The organism is Microbacterium resistens (genome assembly GCF_021172025.1).
In the GTDB taxonomy this organism is placed as follows: domain Bacteria; phylum Actinomycetota; class Actinomycetes; order Actinomycetales; family Microbacteriaceae; genus Microbacterium; species Microbacterium resistens.
The window spans coordinates 89,538-103,218 of the sequence record NZ_CP082781.1 but is presented as its reverse complement, the minus strand read 5'-3'; the positions used below and the strand labels follow the sequence as shown (position 1 = coordinate 103,218).

12 protein-coding genes are annotated in these 13,681 nt (G+C 72.8%); 6 read left to right on the top strand and 6 right to left on the bottom strand.

What is annotated here, in order from left to right; translation table 11 throughout:
* Positions 1–127 precede the first annotated feature (127 nt).
* On the top strand, positions 128–913 hold the full coding sequence (locus K8F61_RS00475; protein ID WP_231820339.1) for an SDR family NAD(P)-dependent oxidoreductase: 786 nt from the start codon (positions 128–130) through the stop codon (positions 911–913).
* A gap of 118 nt (positions 914–1,031) precedes the next feature.
* Here K8F61_RS00475 and K8F61_RS00470 read toward each other — a convergent pair whose 3' ends face one another.
* From K8F61_RS00470 to K8F61_RS00455, 4 genes are read right to left on the bottom strand one after another with little or no spacing between them, the layout of a single operon-like run.
* Positions 1,032–1,784: an ABC transporter permease gene (locus tag K8F61_RS00470; protein WP_231820338.1), complete on the bottom strand. Its 753-nt coding sequence runs from the start codon at positions 1,782–1,784 to the stop codon at positions 1,032–1,034.
* On the bottom strand, positions 1,781–2,740 hold the full coding sequence (locus K8F61_RS00465) for an ABC transporter ATP-binding protein (RefSeq protein ID WP_231820337.1): 960 nt from the start codon (positions 2,738–2,740) through the stop codon (positions 1,781–1,783). Before K8F61_RS00465 ends, K8F61_RS00470 begins: the two co-directional genes overlap by 4 nt.
* Complete coding sequence (locus K8F61_RS00460) at positions 2,737–3,033, bottom strand: transcriptional regulator (RefSeq protein WP_067248338.1); 297 nt, start codon at positions 3,031–3,033, stop codon at positions 2,737–2,739. Before K8F61_RS00460 ends, K8F61_RS00465 begins: the two co-directional genes overlap by 4 nt.
* Entirely contained in the window at positions 3,033–3,704 is a 672-nt protein-coding gene (locus K8F61_RS00455; protein ID WP_231820336.1) for a hypothetical protein, read from the bottom strand. The genes K8F61_RS00460 and K8F61_RS00455 overlap by 1 nt, the downstream gene beginning before the upstream one ends.
* A gap of 142 nt (positions 3,705–3,846) precedes the next feature.
* On the opposite strand from K8F61_RS00455, the gene hrpA reads away from it, so the two are divergent.
* The 3 genes from hrpA to K8F61_RS00440 all read left to right on the top strand — a co-directional run bounded on the left by hrpA (position 3,847) and on the right by K8F61_RS00440 (position 10,357).
* Positions 3,847–7,857, top strand: coding sequence for an ATP-dependent RNA helicase HrpA (gene hrpA / locus K8F61_RS00450; RefSeq protein WP_231820335.1), 4,011 nt, complete (start codon positions 3,847–3,849; stop codon positions 7,855–7,857).
* Positions 7,858–7,955: 98 nt separating this feature from the next.
* On the top strand, positions 7,956–8,912 hold the full coding sequence (locus K8F61_RS00445) for a quinone oxidoreductase family protein (RefSeq protein ID WP_231820334.1): 957 nt from the start codon (positions 7,956–7,958) through the stop codon (positions 8,910–8,912).
* A gap of 110 nt (positions 8,913–9,022) precedes the next feature.
* Positions 9,023–10,357 carry an O-acetylhomoserine aminocarboxypropyltransferase/cysteine synthase family protein gene (locus tag K8F61_RS00440; RefSeq protein ID WP_231820333.1) on the top strand — a complete coding sequence of 445 codons (1,335 nt, stop codon included), beginning with the start codon at positions 9,023–9,025 and terminating at the stop codon, positions 10,355–10,357.
* 110 nt (positions 10,358–10,467) lie between these two features.
* Here K8F61_RS00440 and K8F61_RS00435 read toward each other — a convergent pair whose 3' ends face one another.
* Both K8F61_RS00435 and K8F61_RS00430 read right to left on the bottom strand, forming a co-directional pair.
* Positions 10,468–10,749: a HigA family addiction module antitoxin gene (locus K8F61_RS00435; protein ID WP_231820332.1), complete on the bottom strand. Its 282-nt coding sequence runs from the start codon at positions 10,747–10,749 to the stop codon at positions 10,468–10,470.
* A 25-nt stretch (positions 10,750–10,774) separates the two neighbouring features.
* Positions 10,775–11,053 (bottom strand): type II toxin-antitoxin system RelE/ParE family toxin, encoded by a 279-nt coding sequence (locus tag K8F61_RS00430; protein ID WP_067248317.1) that lies wholly within the window; start codon positions 11,051–11,053, stop codon positions 10,775–10,777.
* A gap of 100 nt (positions 11,054–11,153) precedes the next feature.
* Between K8F61_RS00430 and K8F61_RS00425 the strand changes: the two genes are divergently transcribed.
* A complete protein-coding gene (locus K8F61_RS00425; protein WP_231820331.1) occupies positions 11,154–11,972 on the top strand; it encodes a shikimate 5-dehydrogenase in 819 nt (272 codons plus the stop codon).
* Positions 11,973–12,034: 62 nt separating this feature from the next.
* Positions 12,035–13,573, top strand: coding sequence for a UDP-N-acetylmuramoyl-L-alanyl-D-glutamate--2,6-diaminopimelate ligase (locus K8F61_RS00420; RefSeq protein ID WP_231820330.1), 1,539 nt, complete (start codon positions 12,035–12,037; stop codon positions 13,571–13,573).
* Positions 13,574–13,681 lie beyond the last annotated feature (108 nt).

Sequence of the window (13,681 nt, the reverse complement as noted above, 5' to 3'; positions counted from 1 at the left end):
GGGTACGGGAATACCTGGCGCTCGCGCGTCGTTCGTGACAATATGACACGTTGTGCCAGTTAGGCACTGCAAGACGGTGCCGACGGATCCGGCCCTCCCGGACCCGGAACCGACGAAGGGAAACACCATGAACCGCTACGAAGGTCGCCGCGCGCTCGTCACCGGCGGAGGATCCGGCATCGGCCAGGCCACCGTCCTGCGCATGCTCGCCGAGGGAGGACGCGTCGTCGCCGCCGACGTCAGCCCCGCGGGTCTCGCCGACACCGTCGAGAAGGCCGGCAACGCCGCCGCGCGCCTGACCACCGTGGAGGTGAACGTCGCCGACGAGGCCTCCGTGAAGGCCGCGGTCGCGACCGCGGTGGACGCCCTCGGCGGGCTCGACGTGCTGGTCAACGCCGCCGGGATCCTGCGCTCCTCGCACACGGCGGAGACGACGCTGGAGCAGTTCGAGACGATCCTGCGCGTGAACCTCGTCGGCACCTTCCTGATGATCCGCGAGTCGATCCCCGCCCTGCTCGACGGGCAGGACGCGGCCGTGGTGAACTTCAGCTCCACGTCGGCGATGTTCGCCCATCCCTACATGGCCGCGTACGCCGCGAGCAAGGGCGGGGTGCAGTCGATGACCCACGCGCTGGCCGCGGAGTACGCGAAGCAGGGGATCCGCTTCACCGCCGTGCAGCCCGGCTCCATCTCGTCCGGGATGACCGACGGCTCCGGACGCAGCGGACAGAGCGCCGGACCGGGTCTTCCCGAGGACGCCGACATGAGCCTGTTCCTGAAGCTGGCCCCGGCCATCGGACAGGGCTTCGCCGGCCCCGAGGCGGTCGCGGGCGTCGTGGCGATGCTGGCGAGCGCCGACGGCGCGTTCATCACCGGCACCGAGGTCCGCATCGACGGCGGCACGCACTTCTGACCCACCGGCCGGTCCCCGGGTGAGCCGCCGGCCGGTCCCCGACCCGGACAGACCGGGAACCGACCTCACGACCCCGCGGCGCCCGCCCGACCCGAACCGGCGGGCGCCGCGGCACCACTCAGCGGAACCGGCGCCCCTCGTCGCGGCGGAACAGCAGCAGAGCGAGGGCGAGGAACACCGCGGTCCACACGAGGATCCCCGTCCAGGACCACCAGGGCAGGTCCCCGCCCTGCACGGCCCAGATCACGAACTCCCTGGCCTGACGCGACGGGAAGAACCGCGACAGCACGTCCAGCCAGTCCGCGAACAGGATCGGCGGCAGGAACAGTCCGCCCGCGAACGCCAGCCCGAACATCACGACCTGCACCACGGCGATGGCCGCCTTCTGCGACATCGCGTAGCCGATGCAGGTGCCGATCAGCATGAACGGCAACGCCGACACCGCGACGGCCGCGAGCCCGGCCAGCACTCGCCACGGCTCGACCTCGGCCCTCGTCGCCACGGCGCCGATCAGGACGACGGGCAGGAGGGCCAGCAGCCCCAGAGCGCCGGTCGAGAAGACGTGCGCGAGCACCCGCGCGATCCCGGGAGCGGGCAGCGTCCGCAGATACGGATCCCACGGCTTGGCCCGGTTCTCCGCGATCGTCAGCCCGAAGGAGAACAATCCGTTCGACATCACGGCGAACACCCCCATGGACACGATCGCCTGCGTCGCGAACGACGGGTCGTCGGCGACCGCCCGATTCGGGACGATGAAGAAGAGCAGGGCGAGCGCGGGGAACGCGATCGTGCCGATCACCGCGATCGGTACGCGCAGCGTCTCCAGAAGGCTGTACTTGGCGTGGACGGCGGTCAGCGAGGCGACGCTCATCGGACGCCCTCCTTCCTGGACGAGGAGGGATCCGCCCGGAACGAGGACGGATCGGCGCCCGCCGGCGTGGTCAGGGCGAGGAACGCCTCCTCCAGCGTCGCCCCGCGCACGCCGAGCCCCGAGAAGTCGATCCCGCTCGCGACGAGCCGGCGGACGAAGCCGTCGGCGTCGCCGACCATGACGGTCAGCTCCCCCGACACCGCGTCCAGGGAGCCGGCGGCGTCCTCGACCAGCGCCGCGACCGCCTCCGGCTCGGACGTGCGCAGGGTCACCCGGGACCGGGCGACGCGTCCCAGCACCCCGTGCAGCGAGTCGTCCGCGACGAGCCGCCCGCGGTCGACCACCACGACGCGCTGGGCGAGCGCCTCGACCTCCTCCAGGTAGTGGCTGGTGACGACGACCGTCGCCCCCTGCGCATGGCGTTCGCGGATCGCCTCCCACAGCACGCGCCGGGCGTCGACGTCGAGGCCGGTCGTGGGCTCGTCGAGGAGCACGAGCCGCGGAGCGCCGACGAAGGCGAGCGCGACGCTGATCCGGCGCCTCTGCCCGCCCGAGAGCCCGCCGGTCTGACGCCGCAGCAGATCACGGAAGCCGAACTGCTCGGCGAGCTCCACGGTGGGCACGCGCTCCTCGAAGTGACGTCCGACGAAGTCGAGCACCTCGCCCACCCGCAGCGTCTCCGGCAGCGCCGTCTCCTGCGGCGTGCATCCCAGTCGCATCCGGGTCCGCGGGTCGGCGGGATTCCCTCCGAACAACGCGACGCGTCCCGAGGTGGGGCGGCGCAGCCCCTGGAGCAGGGACAGCATCGTGGACTTCCCGGCCCCGTTGGGCCCGAGGAGCCCCAGGATCTGTCCCTCCGGGATCTCGAGCGACACGTCGTCCACGGCGGTCATCGTGCCGAAGCGGCGGGTCACCCGGTCGAACGAGGCGAGGGACCCCGCTGACGTGGCGCTCATGATGCTCCTCCCAGCAGCTCGCGCAGTCGCGCGGTGTAGTCCTCGAAGGCGCGGCGACCGCGCCGGGACAGGGCGATGTAGGTGACCGGCGTGCGGCCGCGGTGGGTCTTGTCGACGGTGACGTACTCCGCATCCTCGAGCTTTCGCAGGTGCGTCGACAGATTGCCGGCGGTCATGTCCAGCAGCTCCTGGAGCCGGGGGAAGGTGATCTGGTCCGTCGGGTCCAGCGTCGCGAGCGCGGCGACGATCCGCAGCCGCGCCTGGGCGTGGATCACCGGATCGAGGTCGTCCATCAGCGCGCTCCCGCGGCGGCCACCCGGCGTCGGGCCCGACCCACCCACCACGCGCTCCAGAGCGCGACGAGCAGGAACGCCCCTCCCCCGGCGAACGCGTAGAGCAGGTAGTGCGCCGGCGGGGGCAGGAAGGCCCCGACGGCGCTCACGACCACGGACCACACCCCGAGGACCATCATCGGATAGGCCTTCCAGATGAGCCCGGACATCACGTACATGATCCCCGCGTAGAAGATGAAGACGGCGGGATAGAACGTGCCGAGCGCGTCCGCGGGCATGCCCGCGCGCACCAGCGCCTGACCGATCGCCCAGACGGCGAGGCTCCCCAGCCACCACAGGTTGCCGTAGACGATCCCGATCACGGCCGACTCGCGGGTTCCTCGCGTCCCCCGCCCGGACCGCACGCCCAGGACCGCGGAGGCCGCCCCGGCGGCGACGAGGAGCGCGGCGAACACGATCGCGGCGACGGCGGACGGCGGCTGCCCGGCCGGCCGCCCGCTCGCATCGGACCAGAGCACGAGGAAGCCCGCCAGCCAGGCCACTCCCCAGCTCGCCAGGATCCACGGCACGAACGCCGCCATCCGGCCCGTCACGGTGCGCTGCTGGTCCTCCAGCAGCGCGAGCATCCGCTCCGGGCTGAGCGGGGCGTCGCCCTCGTCGTTCTCCGACATCTCGGCGTCCTCCGATCCGACGTCGGGAATCCGACGTCGTTAACTTTGTAACGCAAAGTTGTTTGCGAGTCAACGACGCGGACCCCGCGCTCATGTGACGGCTCCGGCGGGCGCGGAGCACGGCGCGATAGGCTGGAGGGCTATGTCTGCGCCCCTTCCCGTGATCACGTACCCGCCGGAGCTGCCGGTCAGCGCGGCGCGCGACGAGATCGCCGCTGCCATCCGCGACCACCAGGTGGTCGTGGTCGCAGGCGCCACCGGATCGGGCAAGACGACGCAGCTGCCGAAGATCTGCCTGGAGCTGGGGCGCGAGCGCATCGCGCACACCCAGCCGCGGCGGCTCGCCGCCCGCACGATCGCGGAGCGCGTGGCGGAGGAGCTGGACGTGGAGCTCGGCGGCCTCGTCGGCTACAAGGTCCGCTTCACCGACCAGGTGTCCGCCGACACGCGGATCGCGCTGATGACGGACGGGATCCTCCTCAACGAGATCCACCGCGACCGGCTGCTGCGCCGGTACGACACGATCATCATCGACGAGGCGCACGAACGCTCCCTCAACGTCGACTTCCTCCTCGGGTACCTGCACAGGATCCTCCCGGAGCGCCCGGATCTGAAGGTCGTCATCACCTCCGCGACCATCGACCCGGAGAGCTTCGCACGGCATTTCGCCGCCCCTCCCGCGGAGCCGGGGGGCGAGCCGACGCCCGCGCCGGTGATCGAGGTCTCCGGCCGGACCTTCCCGGTGGAGATCCGCTACCGGCCGCTGGTGGACGACGCCGAGGGGGCGAGCGCACCGGCCGGAGAACCGGCCGACGAGGTGTCCGCGATCGTCTCGGCGCTGCGCGAGCTGGACCGCGAGGCCCCCGGGGACGTGCTCGTGTTCCTTCCGGGCGAGGCCGAGATCCGTGACGCGGCCGACGCCGTGCGCGCCGCGTACGCCGGCGACCGCGCCCCCACCGAGGTCCTGCCGCTCTACGGCCGCCTGTCCGCCGCGGAGCAGCACCGGGTGTTCGAACGCTCCTCGGTCGCCGGGCTCCGTCGCCGCGTGATCCTCGCCACCAACGTCGCCGAGACGAGCCTCACCGTCCCCGGCATCAAGTACGTCGTGGACACCGGGACCGCCCGCATCTCGCGCTACAGCAACCGCTCGAAGGTGCAGCGCCTCCCGATCGAGGCGATCTCCCAGGCCTCGGCCGCGCAGCGCTCCGGCCGCGCGGGCCGCACGAGCTCCGGCATCGCGATCCGCCTCTACAGCGAGGACGACTACGCGCGGCGACCGGAGTACACGGAGCCGGAGATCCTGCGCACCTCCCTCGCCTCCGTCGTCCTGCAGATGCTGAGCCTGGGGTTCGGCGACATCGCCCGTTTCCCCTTCCTCACCCCTCCCGACGCGCGAGGCGTCCGCGCCGCGTTCGACCTGCTGGTCGAGCTCGGCGCCGTGTCGGCGCCGTCCGGCCGGGGAGCCGAGGACGCGCCGCGGCTGACCCGCATCGGGCGCGAGATCGCCCGCATGCCGATCGATCCGCGCTTCGCCCGGATGCTGGTGGAAGCACGGTCCGCCGGCCCGCGGGTGTCGCGCGACGTGCTCGCCATCGTCGCGGGGATGTCGATCCAGGACGTCCGCGAGCGCCCCTCGGCCGAGGCGCCGCAGGGGGTTCGGGACGAGGCCGACCGCGCGCACGCCCGGTTCGCGGACCCGACGAGCGACTTCCTGACCCTCCTCAACCTCTGGAACCACCTGCGCGAGCAGCAGCGCGCGCTCGGGTCCAGCGCGTTCCGGCGGCTGTGCCGCAGCGAGCACCTGAACTACGTCCGCGTACGGGAGTGGTTCGACGTGCACCGTCAGCTGCGCTCCCTCCTGCCGCGGGACCGCAAAGAGGAGTCCACGGACGCCACGGGCACCGCCGATCCGGACGCCGTGCACCGCGCGCTGCTGGCGGGGCTCCTCTCGCAGATCGGGGTCCTGGACGAGCGCACGGCCGCCAAGGGGCCGGCCAAGACCCCGTCCAAGGAGCAGCGCCGGAGGATCGCGGAGTACCGCGGCGCGCGCGGCATCCGGTTCTCGATCTTCCCCGGCTCGGCGCTGCGAAAGAAGTCGCCGCAGGCGGTCATGGCCGCCGAGGTGGTGGAGACGTCGCGGACCTTCGCCCGGACGGTGGCGGCGATCGACCCGGCGTGGGCCGAGAGCCTGGCCGGGGACCTCGCCAAGCGTCAGGTCTCCGAGCCGCACTGGTCCAAGGACGCCGGGTCCGCCGTCGCGTTCGAGAAGGTGACCCTGTTCGGGGTCGAGATCATCCCGCGCCGGCGCGTGCAGTTCGCCCGCATCGACCGCGCCGGCGCGCGGGAGCTGTTCGTGCGCCACGCCCTCGTCGACGGCGAGTGGGATCCGTCCCGCCTCGACAAGCGGGTGAGCGCGTTCTGGCGGAGCAACGCGGAGCTGCGGCGCCGGCTGGAGAAGCTCGAGGAGCGCGAGCGGCGTCGGGACATCCTCGCCGGGGACGAGGCCGTCTTCCGCTTCTACGACGAGCGGATCCCGGCAGAGGTCTTCGACGTCCGCTCCTTCGAGTCCTGGTGGCGCGAGGCGCTCGCGACGACGCCGAAGCTGCTCGTCATGCGCGAGGGCGACCTGCTCGACGACGACGGACGCGCCGACCAGGGCGAGTTCCCGACCCGCTGGACGCAGGGCGACCAGGTGCTGGGACTGGCGTACCGCTTCGAGCCCGGGGCGCTCGACGACGGCGTGAGCGTGGTGATCCCGCTGGCCCTGCTCCAGCAGATCCGCGACACGGGGTTCGACTGGCAGGTCCCCGGCCTGCGCGCCGAGCTGGTGACCGCTCTGCTGCGCGCCCTCCCGAAGGCGATCCGCCGTCACGTCGTCCCCGCCGCCGACTGGGCGGATCGCTTCGGCCAGGAGCTCGCGGCGAGCGGTCCGGAGCACCACGGCGGCCTCCCCGAACGGAGCCTCACCGAGGCGCTCGCGAAGCTCGTGCAGCCGCTGGCGAACCAGCCGGTCTCGACGGCGGACTTCGACCAGGACCGCGTTCCCGGCCACCTGCGGATGAACTTCCGCGCCGTGGACGAGCGCGGTCGCGTGGTCGGATCCGGCCGGGACCTGGGCGAGCTGCAGTCCCGCCTCGCCGACCGTTCCCGCAGCAGCGTCGCCCGCTCGGTCGCCAAGGCCGCGGGTCCCGCCGGGGCCGCCCGCGTCGCCGAGGCGGGACCGGCGGGACCCGGCGCGCGTGCGGGGATCGAGCGATCGGGGATCGGCACCTGGGACGGGGTCGCGGAGGCCGTCGGGGGCGCGCTGCCGGAGGTCCTGGACACGCGTGTGGCCGGCGGGGTCGTCCGCGGCTACCCGGCGCTGGTCGACGAGGGCAAGAGCGTGGCGGTGCGCGTCGAGGCGACCGCCGACGCCGCCCTCGCCGCCACCCGTGACGGGGTCCTCCGCCTCGTCCTGCTCGCGGTGCCCTCGCCGGTCTCGTACGTGCAGGAGCATCTCACCAGCGCCGAGAAGCTCGCGCTGGCCGCCTCGCCGTACGCGTCCGTCGCCGCCCTGATCGAGGACTGCCGTGCCGCCGTCGTGCGCGCGCTGATCGACGAGGCGACCGGGACGGGCGGCGCGGAGGGATCCGGCGTCGTCCGGACCGCGGAGGAGTTCGCGCGGGTCCGCGACGTTGTCTCCTCGGCCATCGTCGACCGCCTGTTCGCCTGCGTCTCGCTGGTCGCGCGGATCCTCACCCGCTCGCGGGACGTCGAGCGCGCGATCAAGCAGCAGAACTCCCTCGCGCTGCTCGGCCCGCTGAACGACGTCCGCACCCAGCTCGCGGGCCTTCTCCCGCCGGGCTTCGTCTCGTCCACCGGCGTCGACCGGCTCACGCACCTGCCGAGGTACCTGGAGGCCATGCTCGACCGGCTGAAGACCCTCGCGGAGGCCCCGGGCAAGGACCGCGCGCGCATGACGGAGTACGAGCGCGTGGCGGCGCTCTACACCGACGCGGGCGGGACGATCCCGCTCTCCCCCGGCGCACCGGACGCGCTCGTCGAGGTGCGCTGGCTGCTGGAGGAGTACCGCGTGAGCGTCTTCGCCCAGCGACTCGGCACCGCGCAGCCCGTGTCCCCGCAGCGCATCGCGAAGGCGCTCGCGTCCCGCTGATCCCGGTTCTGGTTTCGGGGCGGGATCGGGGGTCGATCTCCCCCACGACGAGCCCCGAATCCGGCGAACGCGCCCCGAACCCGCGTTAGCCTGGCGTCATGGCTCACGCGATCGTGCACTCCGCCATCGGCGGACCGGATGTCCTGACCCTCGTCGAGATCCCGGAGCCGGAGCCCGGAGCGGGCGAGGTCGTGGTGCGGATCGAGGCCGCCGGGGTCAACCCGATCGATGCGAAGCAGCGCGGCGGCGTGCGGCCGCTGCCTCCGCTCACGGCGCCGCGGCGGGTCGGCTTCGACGGGGCCGGCACGGTGTCGGCCGTCGGCGACGGCGTGACGGAGTACGCCGTGGGCGACCGGGTCGCGATCCGCGAGACGCTGGGCACCTACGCGAGCACGCTCGTCGTGCCCGTCGCTCATCTCGCAGCCCTTCCGGACGCGGTCACCGCCGCCGAGGGTGCCGCCCTCGGCATCCCCGCCGGCACCGCCTACCAGTCGCTGAAGTCGCTCGGCGTGGGATCCGGCGACGTCCTCCTGCTGCACGCCGGGTCCGGCGCCGTCGGCCAGGCGGCGATCCAGTTCGCCGTCGCGTGGGGCGCATCGGTCGTCGCCACCGGCAGCCCCGCCACGCACGAGCGCCTGCGCGAGCTGGGGGCGATCCCCGTCGCCTACGGGGACGGACTCGAGGACCGCGTCCGCGCCGCCCTCGCCGAGGCGGGGCTCACCGCACCGACCGTGGCGATGGACAACGCCGGCACCGACGAGGCGATCGAGACGTCCCTGGCCCTGGTCGCGGACCGGGACCGGATCGCGACCATCGTGCGCGGTCCGGACGCCGCCTCGTTCGGCATCCGCGCGTTCAGCGGAGGAAGCCCGGTCCCCCTCACCGAGCGGGAGCAGGCGTGGCGCGCGGAGGCCCTCGCGGAGACGATCGCGCTGATCGCCGACGACCAGTTCTCCGTCGAGTTCGGCCCCGAGCTCCCGCTCGCCGAGGCCGCCGAGGCGCACCGGCTCGTCGAGGCGCACGCCGCCCGGGGCAAGATCATCCTCATCCCCTGATCCCAGGGCGAGGGATCCACCCGGCCGGACCGACCGCGGTGGGCGCCCGACGGTGCAACAGTTCGACACACGTCTCGGGGTCCGCGGACACGGCGCGGGAGGATAGCGCCGTGACCACCGACACCGACGGCACCGGGACCGAGCCCGGGACGCGCTTCGCCACGCGGCAGATCCAGGCCGGATACGTCCCCGGCCAGGCGCAGAACACCGCCGTGCCCCCGCTGTACCAGTCGGCGGCCTACGAGTTCTCCTCCCTGGCCGAAGCGGCGGATCTCTTCGCCCTGCGCCGGGTCGGCAACATTTACAGCCGCAACGCCAGCCCCACTCAGCAGCTCCTCGAGGAGCGCGTCGCGTCGCTCGAGGGCGGGGTCTCGGCGGTCGCGGTCGCCTCGGGGCAGGCCGCCGTCGCCGTCACCCTCCTCGCACTGGCCGGACGCCGCGGGCACATCGTCGCCGCGCACCAGCTCTACGGCGGCTCGGTCGACCTCCTGCAGGAGACGTTCGACGACTTCGGGATCGGGGTCACGTTCGTCGACCAGGACGACCCCGAGGCCTGGCGCGCCGCCGTCACCCCGGAGACGCGGGTGTTCTTCGCCGAGTCCGTCGCGAATCCCATCGCGCAGGTCCTCGACATCCGGGCGGTCGCCGACATCGCCCACGCGGCCGGCGTCCCGCTCGTCATCGACAACACCGTCGGGACGCCGTACCTGATCCGCCCGGGCGAGCACGGCGCGGACTTCGTGGTGCACTCCGCCACGAAGTTCCTCAGCGGGCACGGCACGTCGCTCGGCGGCGTGGCCGTCGACCTCGGCAGCTTCGACTTCGGCGCGGAGCCGCAGAGGTGGCCGCAGTTCACCGCACCGTACGCCCGGTTCGGCGACCTCGTGCTGTGGGACCGGTTCGGCCCGGGGTTCGCGTTCGCGACCCTGGTGAAGTCGAAGTACGTGCACGACCTGGGCCCGTCCCTCTCCCCGTTCAACGCGCACCAGATCCTCCTCGGGATCGAGACCCTCGATCTGCGCGTCTCCCGTCAGTCGGCCTCCGCGCTGCGGATCGCCGAGCACCTGGCCGCGCACCCGGCCGTCGCCGCGGTGCATCACCCCGGGCTGGCGGACAACCGCTGGCACGCGCTCGCCGAGCGCTACCTCCCGCGCGGCGTTCCGTCGGTCTTCTCCATCGACCTCGCCCCCACCGGCACGCCGGACGGGGACCGACGCCGGGTCGAGGAGGTCGTGGACGCGCTGCGCGTCATCCGCCTGGTGGCGAACATCGGCGACGCACGCAGTCTCGTCGCCCACCCGGCGTCCATGACCCATTCGCACCTGAACGCCGAACAGCGCGCCGCGGCGGGGATCGGCGCCACGACGCTCCGGCTCTCGATCGGCATCGAGGACCCCGCCGACCTCATCGCCGATCTGGATCACGCCCTCGCCGCCGGTCGGTGAGCGGCCCGCGACGACGCCGGCGGGACGGCGCGGACCTCGGTTCGGCCCGCACGTCCGTCATTGCCCGAGGCAGCGGCGCCCGCGGGACGACGCGCGCGAGCCCTCGGCGTTCACGCGACGCCGAGCCGGGTGACCTGGTGACCGCCGCGGGCGAGCTCACGGGCGAGGTCGTACTGCGACTGCAGCGCCAACCACGCCCGCGCCGTGCCGACACCGGCGCGCTCCAGGCGGACAGCGAGGTTCGGGCTGATCCCCGCGTGACCATGGATGACACGGCTGAGGGTCACGCGCGACACGCCCAGCCGGGCAGCCGCATCCGCAACGGTCAGTCCCAACTCGCCGATCACGTCCTCGCCCAGGATCTCGCCCGGGTGCGGGGGAACCTTCATCATCCCGACGCTCCTTCCACTCTTCCGATCAGTGATAGTCCTGGTAATCGACGAGCTCCACGTCGTCGCCGAGGAACCGGAACGTCACCCGCCAGTTGCCGTTCACCCAGATTGACCAGTGCCCGGTCAGATCGCCGCGGAGCTCATGCAGTCGAAATCCCGGGATAGCGACGTCCGCCGGCTCACGTGCCACATCCAAGAGCCCGAGGATGCGCGTCAGTTTGGGCGCGTGCGCGGGTTGCACTCCTCGTTTCGAGCCCGTGCGGTAGAGCTGTTCGAGCCCCTTGTGCCGAAAGCTCACGATCACGATCCGATCGTATCGCGTAACGCATCACTTTACAATCGGGAGAGGGGTCGGTGAGCGGCCCGCGACGACGACGGCGGGACGGCGCGGGTAGCCTGGGCGCATGCCCATCCTGAACAAGGACATGACGCTGTGCATCTCGCTGTCCGCACGGCCGAGCAACAACGGGACGCGCTTCCACAACTTCCTCTATGAGGAGCTGGGGATGAACTGGATCTACAAGGCCTTCGCGCCCACGGACCTCGCGCAGGCGATCGCGGGGGTGCGCGGGCTGGGCATCCGCGGCTGCGCGATCTCGATGCCGTACAAGGAGGACGTGATCGCCCTCGTGGACCGGATGGACGCCTCCGCCTCGGCGATCGACTCGGTCAACACGATCGTCAACGACGACGGCGTCCTCACGGCGTACAACACCGACTACTCGGCCATCGCGACCCTGATCGCGCGCAACGGCCTGGATCCGGCCGCCACCGTGCTCCTGCGCGGCTCGGGCGGCATGGCGAAGGCGACGGCGGCGGCGTTCCGGGACGCCGGCTTCCGCGCGGTGACGATCGTCGCCCGCTCCGAGGGCGCGGGCCGCGCGCTGGCGGACCTGTACGGCTTCGCCTGGGCGCCGGACCTCGGCGAGCGCACCGCCGACATCCTCGTCAACATCACCCCGATCGGCATGGCGGGCGGCCTGGAGGAGCACACGCTGTCCTTCCCCGAGTCCGCCGTCGACGCCGCGGCGACCGTGTTCGACGTGGTCGCCCTCCCCGCGGAGACCCCGCTGATCTCCGTGGGCCGTGCCGCGGGCAAGAGGATCATCACCGGCGCCGAGGTCGCCACGCTCCAGGCGCTGGAGCAGTTCGTGCTCTACACCGGCGTCCGGCCCGACGACGACCTGGTCGACGCCGCCGCCGCGTTCATGCGCGCGTCGTGAGACTCCGGCGCCTGCACGCCGCGCCGGTCGGGGCGCGGACGCGCCGGTAGACTCAGGAGGTCATGCCCTCCGCCTCCAGCTACGCCACGCCTCGCCTCGACTCCCGCCCCGTCGAGCGGTTCTCCTCGACGCTCGGCGACCTCGCCGGCGTGCTGCGCACCGCGACGAGCCAGATCGTCCCCGCCCCGGTGAGCCCGGCCACGGCCTTCACCGGTATGGCGCTCGCCACCGACGCCGTGCGGCCCGGCGACCTGTTCGTCGCTCTGCGCGGGGCGAGCGCGCACGGGGCTCGTTTCGTCGATCGAGCGCTCCAGGCCGGTGCGGCGGCCGTCCTCACGGACGTGGAGGGGGCCGCGCTCGTCGACGGCGCCCTGCCGACCCTCGTGGTCGAGGATCCCCGCCGTGCCGTCGGGCCCGCCGCCGTGCACCTCTACCGCTCCCCCGCCGACGCCCTCACCACCGTCGGCATCACCGGCACCCAGGGGAAGACGACCACGGCGTTCTACGTCGCGGCCGCCGCCGGGATGGACTCGGCGGGCACGATCGGATCCATCGGCACGACCATCCACGACGTCCTCTTCCCGCCGACGCTCACGACGCCGGAGGCCCCGGAGCTGCAGGCGCTGTTCGCCGTGATGCGCGAGCAGGGACTGACGACGGTGGCGGTCGAGGCGTCCAGTCACGCGCTCGTGCAGGGCCGCGTGGACGGCTTCGCCTTCGACGCGGGCATCTTCCTCAACCTCGGCCACGACCACCGCGACTACCATCCCACCCAGGCCGACTACTTCGCTGCCAAGGCCCTGCTGCTCACCCCGGAGCACGCGAAGGTCGGGATCGTGGACGTCGATTCCCACTGGGGTCGCGTGCTCGCCACGCAGGCGACCGTCCCCGTGCGCACGGCCTCCGCCGCCGGCGCCGACGCCGACTGGCGCGCGGAGGACATCCGGCTCCGCGCGGACGGATCGAGCTTCCTCGTCCGCTCGCCCGAGGGTGAGGCCGTGCCGTTCCGCACGCAGCTCACCGGAGCCTTCAACGTCAACAACATCCTCGCCGCGGTCGCCGCGCTGGCCGAGGACGGGCGCTCCCTCGCCGACATGGCCGCCGGGATCGCCGAGCTCGCCAGCGTCGAAGGGCGCCTCCAGCGCTTCGACTTCGGGCAGGATTTCACGGCGATCGTCGACTCCGCCCACAAGCCGGAGGCGGTCGCCGCGGCACTGCGGGCCGTCCGCACCACCTCCCCGCAGGGACGGATCATCGCGGTGCTCGGCGCGAACGGCAATCGCGACACCGCCAAGCGGCGCATGATGGGCCGCTTCGCGGCGATGACGGCCGACGTGCTCATCGTCACCGACGACAACCCGTACGACGACGATCCCGCCGAGATCCGCGCGGCGCTCATCGACGGCGCTCGCTCGTCGTCCGCCGAGATCGTGGAGATCGGCGACCGGCGCGAGGCCATGTCCGCGGCCGTGCGGATGGCACGCCCCGACGACACCGTCGTGATCCTCGGGAAGGGCCACGAGCGCTACCACGCCCTCGCCGGGGGCGAGATCCCTTGGTACGACCCCGACGTGCTGCGCGAGGTCATCGCCGAGCTCTGACCCGGCACCGTGCCGCCGACAGCCGCCGCCCCGGTCGTTGAGCGAGGAGCGCAGCGACGAGACGAAACGCCGCGCCCGGGCGAGCGTGTGTCGAATCGCGATGCCGCG